Source organism: Streptomyces sp. NBC_00341, assembly GCF_041435055.1.
Lineage (GTDB): Bacteria > Actinomycetota > Actinomycetes > Streptomycetales > Streptomycetaceae > Streptomyces.
In genome coordinates this window covers 2,805,364-2,822,346 of the sequence record NZ_CP108002.1, presented here as the reverse complement: position 1 = coordinate 2,822,346, position 16,983 = coordinate 2,805,364, and the positions used below count along the sequence as shown (strand labels likewise).

Annotated in this window: 14 protein-coding genes; 5 read left to right on the top strand and 9 right to left on the bottom strand. The window is 71.2% G+C overall.

All coding sequences use genetic code 11. The features are described from left to right. The first annotated feature begins 95 nt into the window (after window positions 1–95). Complete coding sequence (locus OG892_RS12620; RefSeq protein WP_371629166.1) at window positions 96–617, top strand: DUF1203 domain-containing protein; 522 nt, start codon at window positions 96–98, stop codon at window positions 615–617. Between the two features lie 55 nt (window positions 618–672). Here OG892_RS12620 and OG892_RS12615 read toward each other — a convergent pair whose 3' ends face one another. The 4 genes from OG892_RS12615 to pepN all read right to left on the bottom strand — a co-directional run bounded on the left by OG892_RS12615 (window position 673) and on the right by pepN (window position 9,259). Further along, window positions 673–1,701: an aspartate-semialdehyde dehydrogenase gene (locus OG892_RS12615; RefSeq protein WP_371629165.1), complete on the bottom strand. Its 1,029-nt coding sequence runs from the start codon at window positions 1,699–1,701 to the stop codon at window positions 673–675. 189 nt (window positions 1,702–1,890) lie between these two features. Next, complete coding sequence (locus tag OG892_RS12610) at window positions 1,891–5,202, bottom strand: S8 family serine peptidase (protein WP_371629164.1); 3,312 nt, start codon at window positions 5,200–5,202, stop codon at window positions 1,891–1,893. A 188-nt stretch (window positions 5,203–5,390) separates the two neighbouring features. Next, window positions 5,391–6,458, bottom strand: coding sequence for a hypothetical protein (locus tag OG892_RS12605; protein ID WP_371629163.1), 1,068 nt, complete (start codon window positions 6,456–6,458; stop codon window positions 5,391–5,393). A gap of 203 nt (window positions 6,459–6,661) precedes the next feature. Next, a complete protein-coding gene (pepN, locus tag OG892_RS12600) occupies window positions 6,662–9,259 on the bottom strand; it encodes an aminopeptidase N (RefSeq protein WP_371629162.1) in 2,598 nt (865 codons plus the stop codon). Between the two features lie 134 nt (window positions 9,260–9,393). On the opposite strand from pepN, the gene OG892_RS12595 reads away from it, so the two are divergent. Next, entirely contained in the window at window positions 9,394–10,044 is a 651-nt protein-coding gene (locus OG892_RS12595; protein ID WP_073739005.1) for a DsbA family protein, read from the top strand. A gap of 48 nt (window positions 10,045–10,092) precedes the next feature. Here OG892_RS12595 and OG892_RS12590 read toward each other — a convergent pair whose 3' ends face one another. Continuing rightward, complete coding sequence (locus OG892_RS12590) at window positions 10,093–10,626, bottom strand: DUF4240 domain-containing protein (RefSeq protein ID WP_371629161.1); 534 nt, start codon at window positions 10,624–10,626, stop codon at window positions 10,093–10,095. An 80-nt stretch (window positions 10,627–10,706) separates the two neighbouring features. Here OG892_RS12590 and OG892_RS12585 point away from each other — a divergent pair, with 80 nt between their 5' ends. Together OG892_RS12585 and OG892_RS12580 are read left to right on the top strand one after the other, a co-directional pair. After that, window positions 10,707–11,165: a GNAT family N-acetyltransferase gene (locus tag OG892_RS12585; RefSeq protein WP_328867079.1), complete on the top strand. Its 459-nt coding sequence runs from the start codon at window positions 10,707–10,709 to the stop codon at window positions 11,163–11,165. Window positions 11,166–11,238: 73 nt separating this feature from the next. After that, window positions 11,239–12,702: an aminotransferase class V-fold PLP-dependent enzyme gene (locus OG892_RS12580; protein WP_073739008.1), complete on the top strand. Its 1,464-nt coding sequence runs from the start codon at window positions 11,239–11,241 to the stop codon at window positions 12,700–12,702. 11 nt (window positions 12,703–12,713) lie between these two features. Here the strand turns inward: OG892_RS12580 and OG892_RS12575 are convergent, their stop codons facing one another. From OG892_RS12575 to OG892_RS12565, 3 genes are all read right to left on the bottom strand, one after another. Then, complete coding sequence (locus OG892_RS12575) at window positions 12,714–13,226, bottom strand: NUDIX hydrolase (RefSeq protein WP_073739009.1); 513 nt, start codon at window positions 13,224–13,226, stop codon at window positions 12,714–12,716. Between the two features lie 51 nt (window positions 13,227–13,277). Then, the gene (locus OG892_RS12570; protein WP_328868468.1) at window positions 13,278–14,243 is read right to left on the bottom strand and encodes an aldo/keto reductase; all 966 of its coding nucleotides are present in this window, start codon (window positions 14,241–14,243) and stop codon (window positions 13,278–13,280) included. Between the two features lie 142 nt (window positions 14,244–14,385). Then, entirely contained in the window at window positions 14,386–15,225 is an 840-nt protein-coding gene (locus tag OG892_RS12565) for an MOSC N-terminal beta barrel domain-containing protein (RefSeq protein WP_328867081.1), read from the bottom strand. Between the two features lie 103 nt (window positions 15,226–15,328). On the opposite strand from OG892_RS12565, the gene OG892_RS12560 reads away from it, so the two are divergent. Then, window positions 15,329–15,997, top strand: a complete 669-nt coding sequence (locus OG892_RS12560) for an O-methyltransferase (protein ID WP_328867082.1) — start codon at window positions 15,329–15,331, stop codon at window positions 15,995–15,997. Between the two features lie 142 nt (window positions 15,998–16,139). On the opposite strand, the gene OG892_RS12555 is transcribed toward OG892_RS12560, so the two are convergent. Continuing rightward, a complete protein-coding gene (locus tag OG892_RS12555) occupies window positions 16,140–16,781 on the bottom strand; it encodes a superoxide dismutase (RefSeq protein ID WP_363029641.1) in 642 nt (213 codons plus the stop codon). Window positions 16,782–16,983 lie beyond the last annotated feature (202 nt).

Genomic DNA, 16,983 nt, shown 5'->3' with positions numbered 1-16,983 from the left:
TGTGATGTTTCCGGTCATCCTTCCACGTGACCCGCGTCCAAGGCGATGTCCGTTTTCCGCCGGACCGTACCGGTGGGGCGGGCCACTCTCTCCGTATGACCAGTTACGAGGCACGCGCGATCGACGAGGCCGCGCTCAAGGAACTCCGGGGGACCGACGACGCGGGCCGCCCCTGCGTCCCGTACGCCGCCACGGACACGGGCAGCCCGCTGCGGTGCTGCCTGCGGGGCAACCAGGCGGGGGAGAGGATCGCCCTCGTCTCCTATGCCCCGCTGCGCCGCTGGGCGGCCGCGGCCTGGGCGAAGCCGGGGGCTTACGACGAGCAGGGCCCCGTCTTCATCCACGCCGAGGAGTGCGGGGGCCCGGCGCCCGGCCGCACCGGCTACCCGTTCTCACGGGCGGGGGCGCTGCGGACGGTGCGGCGCTACGACGGGGACGGGCACATCGTGGGCGGCCGGCTGCTCCAGATCCCGGCGGACGAGGAGCGGGGCTTCGACGAGGCCTTCGCGGAGGCGTTCGCGGATCCTGAGGTGGCGTTGGTGCACGTCAGGGCGGTGGAGTACGGCTGCTGGCACTTCGAGGTACGGCGGCCGGATTCAAGCCCCTCCGGCGATTGAGGAGCGGGGGTCCGGGGGCGGAGCCCCCGAACCCCCGCGGACGGGCTGACCCTGGTCAGCCCGTCAGCTCCGCCGCGACCAGCTCCGCGATCTGGATCGCGTTCAGCGCCGCGCCCTTGCGCAGGTTGTCGTTGGAGACGAAGAGCGCGAGACCGTGCTCCACGGTCTCGTCGGCCCGGATGCGCCCGACGAACGACGCGTCCTGCCCGGCGGCCTGCAGCGGCGTGGGGATCTCCGAGACCTCGACGCCCGGGGCGGCCGCGAGCAGCTCGTACGCGCGCTCCACGCCGATCGGCCGCGCGAACCGGGCGTTGACCTGGAGCGAGTGGCCGGAGAAGACCGGGACCCGGACACAGGTGCCGGACACCTTCAGCCCGGGGATCTCCAGGATCTTGCGGGACTCGTTGCGGAGCTTCTGCTCCTCGTCCGTCTCGAAGGAGCCGTCGTCGACGATGGCTCCGGCCAGCGGCAGCACGTTGAAGGCGATCGGACGCTTGTAGATGTCCGGCTCGGGGAAGTCGACGGCGCCGCCGTCGTGGGTGAGCTTGTCGGCCTCCGCGACGACCTTGGAGACCTGTCCGTGCAGCTCGGCCACGCCGGCAAGCCCGGAGCCGGACACCGCCTGGTACGTGGCGACGGTCAGCGCCTCCAGGCCGGCCTCGTCGTGCAGCGGGCGCAGCACCGGCATGGCGGCCATCGTGGTGCAGTTCGGGTTGGCGATGATGCCCTTGGGGCGGTCCGCGATCGCGTGCGGGTTGACCTCGGAGACGACCAGCGGGACCTGCGGGTCCTTGCGCCAGGCGGAGGAGTTGTCGATCACGACGGCACCCTGGGCGGCGACCTTCTCGGCGAGCGCCTTCGACGTCGCGCCGCCGGCCGAGAACAGCACGATGTCCAGGCCGGTGTAGTCGGCGGTGGAGGCGTCCTCGACGGTGATGCTCCGGCCCTGCCACTCGATCGTGGAGCCCGCGGAGCGCGCGGAGGCGAACAGCCGCAGCTCGTCGGCCGGGAACTTCCGCTCGGCCAGGATCCTGCGCATGACTGTGCCGACCTGACCGGTGGCGCCGACGATTCCGACCTTCACAGGAACTCCTTCAAGCGTACGAACGGGCACGGTTGCCGCTCCATGATGCGTATGTCCACGGCGTCCTTGTCCAATCCATTGTCCGGGGAGCGGACAGGGTGCGCACAGCGCGGTGGGGCGGGCGCCCGTTGAGCGCCCGCCCCACTGTCGTACGGATCACATGCCTACGGCATGCCTACGGTGACGCGGTTACGGCGTGACCTTCTCGATCACGACGCTGCCGGTGCCCGCCGCGGTGCCCCGGGCGTTCACCAGCTGGACCTCACCGAAGAACTGTCGGCCCTCGGGGGCCGCTCCGGCGACCGCGACCTCGGCGCTGACCTGCGCCGACGCGCCGGCGGCCAGGTTCACGGCCTTCGACTCGTCCACGGAGAGGGTGCCGAGCGACGGCGAGTAGTACACGTCGCGGTAGTCGTACTCGGTGGTGCCGGCCGGGACGTCGTAGCCGTCGACGACGACCGTGTACGTGCCGGCGGCCGGCTTCACCAGGCTGACCGACTCCTCGGAGCCGGCCGTGGTGGAGGCGCCCACCTGGGCCGAGCCCCGGTAGACGTACAGGTCGAGGTCGGCGTTGGCGTCCGCGGTGTTACCGATGGCGATGTCGAGCTTCTCGACACCTTCACCGATGGTGACCGTGGTGGTCTTCTCGTCGCCCGTGGAGATCGACGGGCGGTCCACCTTGGCCGAGCCCAGCGAGCCGCCCTTGAGCTTGCCCTCCAGGGCGCCCGCGTTGTTGGTGACCGTCCAGTCCACCGTGGCCGGGGTGCCGATCTTCGCCTCGGGGATGGTCTGCACCGCCGGGTCGAAGGAGGCGCCGAGCAGCGAGACATCCAGCTTGTACGGGTTGTCCAGGAGCGGCGACGTACGACGGGCCTCGACCTCGATCTCCCAGACGCCGGCCTGCGGGTCCGGGTACGAGCGCACGTCGGGGCGGCAGGTGTTGGCCGGGTTGTCGTAGTTCGGGTAGCAGAACGGCGTCCCGCTGTCCTCCACCGCGACCCCGTACGGGTGGATGGAGATGAAGCGGGTCTGGCTGCCCGAGCGCAGGGCGCTCATCGCGACCTCAAGGGTCTTGGCGCCCTCCGGCACGGTCACGAAGTACGACGTGGTGCCGTTGCGCTGCACCGAGCCGGACGCCTTGTACGCGTAGCCCGGCTTCGTCAGCTTCTTGGAGACGACGACGGTGGCCAGGATCTGCTGGTCGACGCCGGAGGTCTTCGCGTCGTCGACCTGGAGGATCGCGCTGTGTACGCCCGCGCTGCCCGGCTTCGCCTGGACCTTGACCGTCACCGGCTTGCCGAGCGGCAGCGAGACCTTCTTGGAGCCGGTCAGCGAGAAGGTGCCGTCGTTGTACTTCCAGGACAGCTTGTGCTCGACCTTCTTGTCCGGGCCCGTGGTGCGGGTGACCGTGACGTCGTACGACTTCTGCTGGCCGGCCTTGAGGCCGCCCTCGCGGTCGTACAGGCCGGTGCCGAAGCCCGGGTCCTTCAGCGCGAAGTCGATCGCGGTGTCGACCGGTGCCCTGACCGTGTACTCGTGCGCCGGGGCGCCCTGCTTCTTGATCTGCTTCCAGGCATCGATGATGTCGATCAGACCGGCACCCTGGGCGTGCGCGGGCACTCCCTTGATCTGGGTGGCGGTGCTGGTCAGCGCGGTGCGCAGATCGGCCGGAGGCAGCTCGATGTGCTTCTGCTTCGCGGCGGACAGCAGCAGCGCGGTGGCGCCGGCGGCCTGCGGCGAGGCCATCGAGGTGCCCTGGAGCATGGAGTAACCGGCCGGCAGGGAGTAGCCCGCCTCTGCGACCGGGGAGCCCGGCAGCCAGGTCTGCGTCGAGTTGATCGACGCGCCGGGCGCCGTCAGCGTCGGCGTGAAGCCGCCGTCCTCACGCGGTCCGCGCGAGGAGAACGGCAGCATGTCGTACTTCTTGGTGACGGCCGAGCCGTAGTTCGCGGCCCAGGTCTCCTTGGAGATGGACGCGCCGACCGAGATGACGTGGTCGGCCAGGCCCGGGTCACCGATGGTGTTGACGCCCGGACCGTCGTTGCCGGCCGAGATGACCAGCTGGACGCCGTAGTTGTCGACGAGCCGCTTGTACAGCTCGGAGCGGGCGTTGTTGCCGTCGTTCAGCGGCGGCAGGCCGCCGATCGACATGTTGACGACATCGACACCGCGGTTCACGACGAGGTCGATCATGCCCTCGGTGAGCGCGATGTTGGTGCAGCCGCCGTCCCAGGTGCAGGCACGCGAGGAGACGATCTTCGCGCCGGGCGCGGCACCGTTCATCTTGCCGCCGAACAGGCCGTTCGCCGCGGTGATGCCCGCGACGTGCGTGCCGTGCTCGGACTCGATGACCCCGATGGACACGTAGTCGGAGGTGTCGCCGGCGGCGTTGTAGACGACGCCCTTGCGGTTCTCCACGACGAACGGGATGCGCTCGACGACATCGGTGCGCGGGTTGTCCTTGCCGAAGTAGGAGACCTGGTGCTTCTCCTTGTACGGCTTCATGACGGTGTCGTCGCGGAAGTCCGCGTTGTTGTTCAGGTCCACCCGGGTGGTGCCGGTGACCGGGTCGTACAGCACGGCCCACACGTCGGTGGTGTCGCCGTCGCGGTTCAGGTCGCCCGCCATGTCGCCGCCCTTGGTGGCGGCCTCCGCGAACAGGCTGATCCGGTACTTGCCCTTGGGTGCCGAGTAGGTGCGGCCCTTGTAGGTGAACGTCGGGCCGGACACGGCGTCCGTCATCCGCAGCCAGGTGCCGTCGCCGTCACTGACCGGGTCGGTGGCCGTCACCCAGTCGGTGATCTTGCGCTCGCCGGTGCTGGTCTTCTGGAGCGCGGGGTGACCGAGGTCGACGCCCGCGTCCAGCACACCGATGGTGATGCCGCGGCCGTCGGCCTTCGGGTTCTGCTTGACGAAGTCGACCGCACCCGTCTCGAACGACGGGTTGTACGGGTTCTTCGCCGGGGTCTTCTTGTTCGGCGCCGCGTAACTGCCCGTCGACTTCGCCCTGGCCTTGCTGCCGGTCGCCCGGTCGGCCGCGGGGGTCGGGTCGTCCAGCATGATCTCCTGCTTGAGATCGATGCCGTGGACGGAGGTCAGCTTCGAGGCCGCCTTGATGGTGGCCTCTGCGCTCGCGGTCGGCACGGTCGCCCGTACGTAGCCGAGCTTGTCGTACGCACGCCCCAGCACGGAGCCCTTGACGGCGCCCAGCTGCTTGCTGACCTGCTCGGTCGCACCGGGTGCGGTGGCGACCATCATCGTGATGTTCTTCTCGCCCTTGGCCCGCGCCTTGGCGAGCACATCGGCGTCGGCCGTGCCGAGCTTGTCCGCGGAGGCGTCGCCGGTGGCGGCCTTGACGGGGGCGGTGGCCGGGTCGTCGGCGGCGAAGACGGGGGCGACGCCGGTGGCGGCCAGTGCGGCCACCAGACCGGCGGCGGCCGCGACTCGGGCCACGCGTCTCGCTCCGGGTATGTAACCGGGGGATTCGGAGGTCATCAGCATCCCTGTATGTGAAAGAGAGAGTCCGGAAATCGGTACCGGATGACCGCTCACCCTTTCGTAAATGACAGGGGTTTGTGGAGACTTGGCGTAGGCGAGTTGTGTACATGGCGGAATCCCGCCACTGGTGCCGAAGCGTCACGTGGGACGAAAAGGTGGATACGTGGCCACCGGGAAGCCCGCCGGGAGTCTCACCGGGGCAGGATCACCAGGTACGCGGCCGGCTCCCGCGCGGCCGCCGCCATCAGCGCCGTCCGCACCACGACCGCCTGCTGCTCCGGCGCCTCGCGCAGCTTCCGGGGGGAGAGGTGGACGACGGTGACCCCCAGCCGCTCCAGGTGCTCGCGCCGGGCGGCGTACGCGGACCACTCCGCCTCGTGCTCCTCCTGCCGGCGGTCGTCGTCGAGCCGGCCGTACCGAGGGGCTCTGGTGTCCAGTTCGAGCGCGACCGCCTCCTCCGGCCAGTAGGCGTCGACCCCGCCCAGATGCGGCCCGCCGGGCAGTCGCAGGTCCACGTTCCACAGGGGCTCCGGCAGCTCGTACCCGCGCACCAGGCCGTACAGCCGGTCCTCCGCCAGTGCCCGGCCCTCCGCGAGCAGCGAGTCCACCGCGTCCACCACCTGGGGGCGGCCGAGGACCTTGGCCCCGTTCAGCTCACCGACGACGACGGCCGGTTCGCAGTGACCGTCGCGGACCGCCTCCGTGAGCAGCCGGCGCACCGTGAAGGCGTCGCCGATCCCGGCGACGGCGTCGGCCAGCGCGCGGGCCACCGGCGCCACCGGCAGCCCGTCCAGCACCTCGGGCTCCGGCAGTTCCGGCGTCCGCACGAGATGCGCGTACCGCACGGAGCGCAGCCGCCGGGCCCGGGGCACCAGCACGTCGATCCGGTCCAGCGAGACGGCGGGCGGCGCGGCGGCGAAGCCGTGCAGCGACAGCGCGGCGAGCCCGGTGACCATCGCCTCGCCGTACGCGGGGTCGGTGCCGCCGGTCCGCACCGGCGCGGCCCTCCGGCCGGAGACCGGCGGGCGTCCCGCGTGCAGCAGGGCGGACCGCAGCCGCTCCCGGCCGCTGAGCGGCCCCGGGTGCAGCACATAGACACCTGGCAGCGGCTGCTGCCAGGGACCACCGGTCCGGCAGTGTCCGGCGGCCTGCGCGGCGGAGACGCCCCGTGCCTTCAACTGGGCCGCGGACAGCACGCGTTGCCGTACATCGGTGGTGATGCGGAGGTGGCAGGGAGGGAGCGGGGTGTTCTGGGTCATGCTCCGGGGTATCCCGCGCGCCGCCGGGCCCGTAACCCCTGTTACAGGTCCGTCGACATTCCAGGACAACGCCGTCCTAAAGTACGGACGTTCGACAAACCGAAATGGCCCGTACCCGGCGAATCCCGGCCCGTCCGGTGTTTGAGGACGGAACCCTCGCCGGGGTCAGCGGCATCCCGGCGAGGGCTTCGTACCGGAGACCGTCAGGCGGCTCCGCCGTCACACGCCTGCGCGCGCAGACCCCGGTCGAGGTCGTCGCGGGCCTCCAGCACCAGCCGCCGCAGCGCGGGCGCCGCGTCCGGGTGCGCGGAGAGCCACGCGTCCGCCGCCGCCAGCGTGGAGGCGTCGCCCTGGAGCGCCGGGAACAGGCCCTTCACGACGGCCATCCCGATCTGGATCGACCGCTCGGCCCACACCCGCTCGATGACCTCGAAGTACTTGCCCGCGTACGGCGCCAGCAACTCCCGCTGCGACGACTGCGCGAAGCCCAGGATGGTGGCCTCCACCAGCGCGTTGGACAGCGCGTCCGACTCCACGACGCCCGCCCAGGCCTGCGCCTTGACGGCGGCCGAAGGGCGCGAGGCCAGGCAGCGCACCTGGTGGCGCTTGCCGGACGCGGTGTCGTCGCGGGCCAGCTCGGCACCGATCACCGACTCGTCGGCCAGTCCGTGCGAGGCCAGCGGGGACAGGAACGCCCACCGCAGCTCCTGGTCGACGTCGAGTCCGTCGATCCGGGCCGTGCCGTCGAGCAGCCCCGACAGCAGCTGGAAGTCCGGCTCGGAGGAGGCGACCGCCGCGAAGAACCGGGCCCAGGCCAGCTGGTGCTCACTGCCCGGCGCCGCGAGCCGCAGCTCGCGCAGCGCGCCCTCGGACAGCGCCCGGCCGCCCTCCTCGCGCCAGTCGGGCGCCGCATAGTGCACCAGCGCGGTCCGGGTCCAGGCGTGCAGCATCTGCAGCACCCCGATGTCCGTCTCCCGGCCGGAGAAGTCCAGCACCAGCGAGACGAAGTCGCGGGCCGGCATCAGCCCGTCCCGGGTCATGTTCCACAGCGCGGACCAGCACAGCGCCCGCGCGAGCGGGTCCGTGATGTCACCGAGGTGCGAGCGCAGGGTGGTCAGCGACACCTCGTCGAAGCGGACCTTGCAGTAGGTCAGGTCGTCGTCGTTGACCAGGATCAGCTCGGGCCGCTCGGCCCCGGCCAGCTCCGTGATCACCGTGCGCGGCCCCGCCACATCCGCCTCTGCCCGTGCGTAACGCACCAGGCCGCCCTCGGTGTCGCGCCGGTACAGGCCGACCGCGACCCGGTGGGGCCGCAGCTCCGGGTGCGATTCGGCGGCCTCCTGGAGGACCGCCAGTTCGGTGATCCGGTCCGAGGCGTCGTACGTCACCAGCGGGGTCAGCGAGTTGACGCCCGCCGTCTGGAGCCAGGAGCGCGACCAGCCGGTCATGTCACGGCCGGACGTCTCGGCCAGCACAGAGAGCAGGTCGCCCAGCCGGGTGTTGCCGTACGCGTGCTTCTTGAAGTAGCGCCGGGCGCCCTCCAGGAACGCGTCCCGTCCCACGTACGCCACCAGCTGCTTGAGCACGGAGGCGCCCTTGGCGTAGGTGATGCCGTCGAAGTTGAGCTTGGCGTCCTCCAGGTCACGGATGTCGGCCGTGATCGGGTGGGTGGACGGCAGCTGGTCGGCGCGGTAGGCCCAGGACTTGCGGTTGTTGGCGAAGGTGATCCAGCCGTCCTCGAACCGGGTCGACTCCACCATCGCGAACACGCCCATGAAGTCCGCGAACGACTCCTTGAGCCACAGGTCGTCCCACCACTGCATGGTGACGAGGTCACCGAACCACATGTGCGCCATCTCGTGCAGGATGACGTTGGCCCGGCCCTCGTACGACGCCTTCGTCACCTTCCCCCGGAAGATGTACTCCTCGCGGAACGTGACACAGCCCGGGTTCTCCATCGCGCCGAGGTTGTACTCGGGCACGAACGCCTGGTCGTACTTCCCGAACGGGTACGGGTAGTCGAAGTTGTCGTGGAAGAAGTCCAGGCCCTGCTTGGTGATCAGGAAGATGTCGTCGGCGTCGAAGTGCCGGGCGAGCCCCTTGCGGCACAGCGCGCCGAGTGGGATCTCCAGCTTCGTGCCGTCCTCGAACGTCCGGCTGTAGGAGTCGGTCACGTAGTGGTACGGACCGGCCACGACCGCCGTGATGTACGTCGAGATCGGCTCGGTCTCCGCGAACCGCCACACCCCGCCCTCGCGGGACTCCTCTGCGCCGTTGCTCCACACCGTCCACGCCTCGGGGGCCGTCACCCGGAAGCGGTAGGGGGCCTTCAGATCGGGCTGCTCGAAGTTGGCGAAGACGCGCCGCGCGTCCGCCGGCTCGTACTGCGTGTAGAGGTAGACCTCGCCGTCCTCCGGGTCGACGAAGCGGTGCATGCCCTCACCGGTGCGGCTGTACGCGCACTGCGCGTCCACCACCAGGACGTGCTCGCCCTCCGCCAGGTCCGCCAGCGCCACCCGCGTCCCGTCGAAGACGGCCGCCGGGTCCAGCGCCGTGCCGTCCAGCGTCACCGAGGTCACGGACGGCGCGATCAGGTCCGCGAAGGTCGACGCGCCGCCGCGCGCCGCGCGGAACCGGATCGTGGTCACCGAGCGGAACGTCCGCGGACCGGACTCCGGGCCGCCGTCCCCGTCGGGCTCACCGAGGGCGGACCGGACGTCGAGCTCGACGTCGTAACCGTCGACGGTCAGCAGCTCGGCCCGCTCGCGGGCCTCGTCGCGGGACAGGTTTTCACCGGGCACGGGCACACTCCTTTGTGTCACGTTCGAATACTTTGATCCTCCCATGCCGCTTCCCGGCCGGGCATGCGGGAATGGCCGGGGCGTCCCTCGGTGTTCTCGCGCACAGATGGAGATCGGTCCGCCTGAGGAGAGACATGTCTGAGAACAGCACGGCAACCCGCAAGATCCCCGCCGATTTCTGGTTCGACCCGCTCTGCCCCTGGGCCTGGATGACCTCCCGCTGGATGCTCGAGGTGGAGAAGGTCCGCGACGTCGAGGTCCGCTGGCACGTGATGAGCCTCGCCGTACTCAACGAGCCCCGGCTGGACGAGCTGCCCGAGGAGTACCGCGACCTCCTGGAGAACAAGGCCTGGGGCCCCGTCCGCGTGGTGATCGCCGCCCAGCAGAAGCACGGCGACGACATCGTCGGCCCCCTCTACACCGCGCTCGGCACCCGCTTCCACAACCAGGGCGAGGGCCCCACCCGCGAGGCGATCGTGGGAGCGCTCGAAGACGTCGGCCTGCCGGCCGAGCTCGCGGAGTACGCCGACTCCGACGCGTACGACACCGAGCTGCGCGCCTCCCACCAGGAGGGCATCGACAAGGTCGGCCAGGACGTCGGCACGCCCGTCATCGCCGTGCCCGGCGCGGACGGCGAGCAGGTCGCCTTCTTCGGCCCGGTCGTCACCCCCGCACCCAAGGGCGAGGACGCGGCGAAGCTGTGGGACGGCACGCTGCTCGTCGCGTCGATCCCCGGCTTCTACGAGATCAAGCGGACCCGGACCGCCGGGCCCGACTTCTCCTGACCGCGAGGGTGCGGGCCCCGTGCGCCACGGGGCCCGCACCCGGCCGTCTCACCCGTACAGCGCGTCCAGCTTCGGCAGCCGCCGCGCCATCTCGTCCTCGTCGTCGAAGTCGAAGTCCCACTCGGGATCCAGGGCGGGGAGATCGACCGTGAACGAGCCGCGGGGCAGCTGCCCGCCCGCCACCCGGCGGTAGGCGTCCCACGCGACCCCGAGCATCCGCTCGCACTCCACCTCCTCGTCCTCTGCCGCGGCCTCCTTGATCACCGGCAGCTCCGCCAGCGCGTCCGGATCCGCGACCACCCGCTCGAACACATCACGGCCCTGCCCTATGAGCCAGCCCCGGAAGTAGTCGAACCCGTCGTCCGAGCAGCCGCCGTTCACCGTGTACGCGGCCGCCCAGAGCGGCGCCCGGTAGGAGGCCGCCATCAGGTCCCACAGCAACTGCTGCGCCGCGACGATCTCGTGCGCCGGCCGCTCGGAGAGCAGATCCGAGATCCGGTCGGCCACGTCCTGTGCGTCCGCCGGGTCCGTGACCAGGGTGCGGGCGTCGTCGATCAGCTTCCAGAAGTCCTTGGAGTCCATGGGATGAAGCATGGCGGACAGGACTGACATCCTGATCCGGAGGCTGTGGTGACAGGCCACCGAGCGAAACGGAGATCCGGATGAAGGTACGGCCCGCACACCCCTACGAGGCCGCGGAGCTGACCGAACTCGCCCTGCGCTCCAAGGCGTACTGGGGATACGACGCGGAGTTCCTCGCCGCCTGCCGGGCCGAACTCACCATGGAACCCGACGGGATCGGCCCCCGCCGGACCGCGGTCGCGGAGGAGGACGGCCGGGTCCTCGGCTTCACCACCCTGGAAGAAGCGCCACCCACCGGAGTGCTCGGCATGATGTTCGCCGAGCCCGACGCGGTCGGACGCGGAGTGGGCCGGCTGCTCTTCGGGCACGTCGTCACGGAGGCCCGCAGGCTCGGGTTCGCCCGCTTCATGATCGACGCGGATCCGAACGCCGAGCCGTTCTACCGGGCCATGGGCGCGGTACGCATCGGCGCGACGCCCTCCGGATCGATCCCGGGCCGCGAGCTGCCGCTGCTGGAGTTCACCCTCACGTCACGCTGACCTCTTGCGCTGACCTCTTGCCGCGGGCTCGAACTCTCGTTCATGATCGGCGGCATGCAGGAAGAGCGCGCCCATGCCGACTGACCCCGCACCCGCCGTCCCCGCTGCCGCCGTACTCGCCGAACTCGCCGCCCTGCGCGGCGCCGACGCCCCCACCCGGGGCGGCCGGACCTTCGCCTACGTCTACGACGCGGGGCTGGCGGGCCTCGACGAGCTGGCGGCCGCCGCGTACACCGCGTACGCGACCGTCAACGGCCTGGACCCCACGGTCTTCCCGAGCGTGGCCCGGCTGGAGAACGACGTGGTGGGCGCGGCGGCGGCGCTGCTGGGCGCGCCCGGCGCGCAGGGCACGTTCACCAGCGGCGGCACGGAGTCGATCCTGCTGGCGGTGAAGACCGCCCGCGACCACGCGAAGGCCGAACGCGGAGTGACCGAGCCCCAGTTGCTGCTGCCCTCCACCGCCCACGCGGCCTTCCACAAGGCGGCCGCCTACCTGGGCCTGGAACCGGTCGTGGTGCCCGTGGACCGGTCGACGTACCGGGCCGACGCCGCCGCCACGGCCGCCGCGATCACCCCGCGCACCGCCCTCGTCGTCGCCTCGGCGCCCTCGTACGCCCACGGGGTCGTCGACCCGGTCCCCGAGATCGCCGCGGCGGCGGCGGAACGGGACGTCCTGTGCCACGTGGACGCCTGCATCGGCGGCTGGCTGCTGCCCCATCTGCGGCGCGCGGGACAGCGGATACCGCCCTTCGACCTCTCCGTGCCCGGCGTCACCTCCCTCTCCGTGGACCTGCACAAGTACGGCTACGCGGACAAGGGCGCCTCTGTCGTCCTCTACCGGGACGCGGAGCTCCGCCGCCACCAGTACTTCGCCCACGCGGGCTGGCCCGGCTACCCGGTCGTCAACCCGACCGTCCAGGGCACCAAGTCGGCGGGGCTGCTGGCCCAGGCGTGGGCGGTCCTGCGGTACGTCGGCGAGGACGGCTACACCGCACTGGCCGCCCGGGTGGCAGAGGCCTCCGGCCGGCTGCTGGCGGGGCTGCGCGCGACGGCGGACGTACGGGTGCTCGGCGCCCCCGCCGCGGGGCTCGTCGCCTTCACGGTCGTGGACCCGGCGGACGGCGCCCCGAGCCTGAGCCTCCTGCTGCACCTGGCGGACGAGATGCGCGAGCGCGGCTGGTACCTCCAGCCGCAGCTGTCCTTCGACGGGCTGCCGCCCAACCTCCACCTCACCCTGACCCCGGCCACGGTCGGCCAGGTCGACGCCCTGCTCACCGACCTCGCCGCGGCCCTGGACGCGGCCCGCGCCCTGCCCCCGGTGGCGGTGGACCCGGGCCTGGCCGAACTGGCCGCGGGGCTCGACCCGGCCACGCTCGGCCCGGACGAGATCGACGCGGTCCTGGCCTTCGCGGGCCTCACCGGGGAAGGCGGCCTGCCCACCCGGATGGCCCCGGTCCTGGTCCTGCTGGACGCCCTGCCGGGACCGCTGAAGGAACGGCTGCTCGCGGAGTTCGTGGGTTCGGTGTTCCGGATCTGAGCGGGCCCGCCTCAGCCGCCGTCGCGCTCCTCGTCCACGTCGAAGTCACCCAGGTGCACCGGCGGGTGGGGGAGGACGGCCCCGGTCAGCACCGGGGGGAGCAGACCGCCCATCCCGGTCGGATGGACGGTCTCCGAGGTGCTGCGGAGCTCGTCCACGGTCCACCAGTGATGGCCGTACGAGCCCTCGTCGGTCGCCACCCGCATCCCCGACACCTCGGCGGCCGTGACCCGGACCGGGCGGTACTCCTCGTACTGGTCGTAGTGCCGCCCGTCCACCCCGAACAGGATCTGCCGGGTCCAGACGACCGGGCCCAGCCGGGCGGCGGCCAGTTCCAGCGCGGTCTCCTCGCGGACCTCGCGCAGCGCCGCCGCCACGTAGTCCTCACCGGCCTCCACCCCGCCGCCGACCGTGAACCACCAACGCGCCCCCGCACGGCGTGGATCACGGCCGCACAGCAACAGCAGCCGGTCGCGTTCGTCGGTCAGCAGGACCCGGGACGTGCACCGCTTCCGTATCGCCATGGTCCCGGACCCTACCCAGGGCCACCGGGACGCCTCCGCGCCCGGCGCGGCTCAGGCGTAGAAGTCGCGCTGCCAGCGGTGCTCGGCCAGCACGGCGAGCTGGTCCTCGGTGAGCGGGCGCCCGTCGCTCAGCGCGGTGTTGCGCTCCACGTTGCGCACGCTGCGCATCCCGGGGATGACGGTGGAGACCGCGGGCGAACTCAGCACGAACCGCAGCGCGTGCTCCGCGACGGCGTCCGGCTCGATGCCCAGGTCCGCGACGATCGCCGCCACCCGGCGCTCGACCTGGGCCGGGCGGTCGTCCCGGAAGTAGCGGTTGCGCCAGTCGCCCTCGGGGAACGTCGTGCCCGCGGTGATCCGGCCGGTCAGCCCGCCCTCGTCCAGGGCCACCCGGACGATGACCCCGACACCGTGCTCCAGGCAGGCGGGCAGCAGCTCGTCGGCCGGTGACTGGTCGAACACGTTGTAGATGACCTGCACGCTGTCCACCGCACCGCTGCGGACCAGCGCGAGCGCGCTCCCGGGCCGGTGGTCGTTGACGGAGACCCCGAACAGCCGGATCTTCCCCTCGCGCTTCAGTTCGGTGACCGTCTCCAGCCAGTCGCCGCGCCCCACCCACTCGTCGTGCCAGACGTGGAACTGGAGGACGTCGAAGTGGTCCAGCCCCGAGGCGCGCAGGCTCGTCTCCAGGGTCGCGCGGATGTGCCTGCCCGAGAACGCCTGCGCCGGGTCCGTGCCGTCGGCCGGGGGCCATACCCCGTTCTCCGGGGGCACCTTGGTCGCGACCAGTACCTCGTCCCCGGCCCGCTCCCGCACCACCTGTCCGACGATGCGCTCGCTCTCGCCGTAGCCGCGCGCGGTGTCGATGAAGTTCACGCCGAGCTCGACGGCCCGGTGGAGGGCGCGGACGGACTCGTTCTCCGTCGCGCCCACCCAGCTGGACTCACCGATGCCCCACGCGCCGTAGCCGATCTCGGATATCCGCATTCCACTGCGTCCCAGTTCGCGGTAGCGCACCGTCATCCTCCACGTGATCCGTCCGGGGGGGGCCGGTACGGGGCCGTGGCTCCGTACCGGCAAATGACGCTGACGATAGGTGACCCGCGCGGCCGGGTCAGGTGGTTTTCGGTGCGCGGGGCGGGGGAGCGGGGCCCGGAGGTTACGGGGTGACCAGGCTGTGGACGGTGACCTGGTCGCCCACGCTCACCAGGCCCTCGCAGACCACCGCGTTCTTCACGCCGAAGCTGACCCGGTTCCCGTACTGCGCCTCGCGCCGGTACGTCGCCAGGGTCCGGACCGGTTCGGGGCCCTTGCGCAGGCCGGTGATCTGGTCGACGAGCGGGACGCTGCAGCGCGTCGCCCGTACCGAGTGGGCGAGCTCGACGGAGCCCAGGGTCATCCGGCGCACCCGGTCCTCGAAGTGCGGTTCGTCCTTGCCGGTCAGGACGATGTTGGGGCGGAACCGGTCCATCGGCACGGCGTCGGCGTCGCCCCGTGCGGCGATCCGGGCGTTCAGGTCGTCCAGCGAGGCGGTCGAGGTGACCAGTACCGCGTGCGCGTCCGCGAAGTTGAGCTTGCCGGGCGTCTCGCCCCAGCCGTCCCGGTCGAAGCCGGGGGCCGCCCGCACCAGGCGCGACTTGGCTCCCAGCACCTCGGAGAACCACTCCGCGACCGTGTCGCCCTGGTCGACGGCGGCGCCGAGGGGGTGGTCGAACATGCTGACGTCGCGGCGCGGGCCGTCCCGGTCGACCTCCAGCAGCAGCGGTTCGAGGCCTTCTGCGGAGAGCGCCAGCGCCGCCCCGGACCGCAGGACGGTGACCTTGATCGCGGCCATCGCCGGGTGCGTGCGCTGGCTGCGGAAGGCGCCCTCGTCCGCGTCCACCACCATGAAGGTCCGGTCGTGTTCGAGGCCCGTCCCGACGACCTGCGCGGAGTCGGTGGACGTCCCCGCGCAGCCCTTGACCGGGTAGTGCACCAGCTCGCGCACGGTGATCGTCATGTCGTCCTCTCCGGGGAAACGCTGAGGCCACCATCATCCCATTCACCCGGCATGATGTAAGTTCCTTTTGGGAACTTAAGTGGTGCCGAGAGGGGAACATGCCATGACGCAGGCGCGCTGGGCCGAGGTCGACGAATACTTCAACGCTCTGCTGCTCGGCCCGGACGAGGCGCTGGACGCGGCCGTCGAGGCCAGCGAGAAGGCCGGGCTGCCGGCGATCCAGGTCGCGGCCAACCAGGGCAAGCTGCTGAACCTGCTGGCCCGGCTCCAGGGGGCGCGCACGGTGCTGGAGATCGGCACCCTGGGCGGGTACAGCACCATCTGGCTGGCGCGTGCGCTCCCCGAGGGCGGCAGCGTCGTCACACTCGAAGCCGATCCGGAGTGCGCCGAGGTGGCACGCCGCAACATCGAGCGCGCCGGTCTGGCGGATGTCGTGGAGGTCCGGGTGGGCCCGGCCCTCGACACGCTGCCGCTCCTCGCGGAGCAGGGGTACGGGCCGTTCGACGTCGTGTTCATCGACGCCGACAAGCCGAGCAACCCCGACTACCTGGCCTGGTCGCTGAAGCTGACCCGGCCCGGCAGCCTGATCGTCGCCGACAACGTCGTGCGCGACGGGGAGGTGGCCGACGCCGGGAGCGAGGACCCGAAGGTGCGGGGCGTGCGCCGGTTCACCGAACTCGTCGCGGCCGAGCCGACCCTGACCGCGACCGCGCTCCAGACCGTCGGCACCAAGGGGTACGACGGGCTGCTGATGGCTCTGGTGACCGACTAAGGCCTGTATTGGGTTGTCACGCGGACATGGAAGGGCCCCCGCGAGTCATGTCCTCGCGGGGGCCCTTCGTTCATCCGCCTGCCGGGTGAAGGTTGAGAAGACGATCACGAGGCAGGACGTCGGGGGTGCGCCTCGTCGTGGGTCAGGGGGCGAGCAGCAGGACGTTCGCGCGCTCCTTGGCGGCCGCGTACCGCTTCGCCACGTCCTGCCAGTTGACGACGCGCCACATCGCCTCGATGAAGTCGACCTTCTGGTTCTTGTACTGCAGGTAGAAGGCGTGCTCCCAGGCGTCGAAGACGAGGACGGGGACCGAGCCCTGGCCCACGTTGCCCTGGTGGTCGTAGACCTGCTCGACGATCAGCTTGCCGCTGACCGGCTCGTACGCGAGGACGCCCCAGCCGGAGCCCTGCGTGGTGGCCGCGGCCTTCGTCAGCTGGGACTTGAAGCCCGCGAAGGAGCCGAAGGACTCGGTGATCGCGTCCGCGAGGCCGCCGACACCGTCCGCCGCGAGGGGCTCGCCGCCGCCGTCACCGGTCATGTTGTGCCAGTAGATCGAGTGCAGGATGTGGCCGGAGAGGTGGAACGCGAGGTTCTTCTGGAGCCCGTTGATCGCTCCCCAGGCCTCCTTGTCGCGCGCCTCCTCCAGCTGCTCCAGGGTGTCGTTGGCGCCCTTCACGTACGCGGCGTGGTGCTTGTCGTGGTGGAGCTCGATGATCTGCGGATTGATGACCGGTTCGAGCGCCGCGTAGTCGTACGGGAGTTCCGGGAGCGTGTACGTGGCCATGGTGCGAACCCTCCAGCTGCTGTCCTGTTGTTATTGCAACCTATATGCAAGAGCAGGCTAACAGCAGGAGTGGCTGAGGGTGGATCAGCCCTTCGGCGTAGGACTCCGGTCGCCCGAGGACCCTTCCGGGCATACGGAAGCGCCGGGCGGGCCGGAGTGATCCGGCCCGCCCGGCGCTTCGTGTACCGGGTTCCGTGCCTGG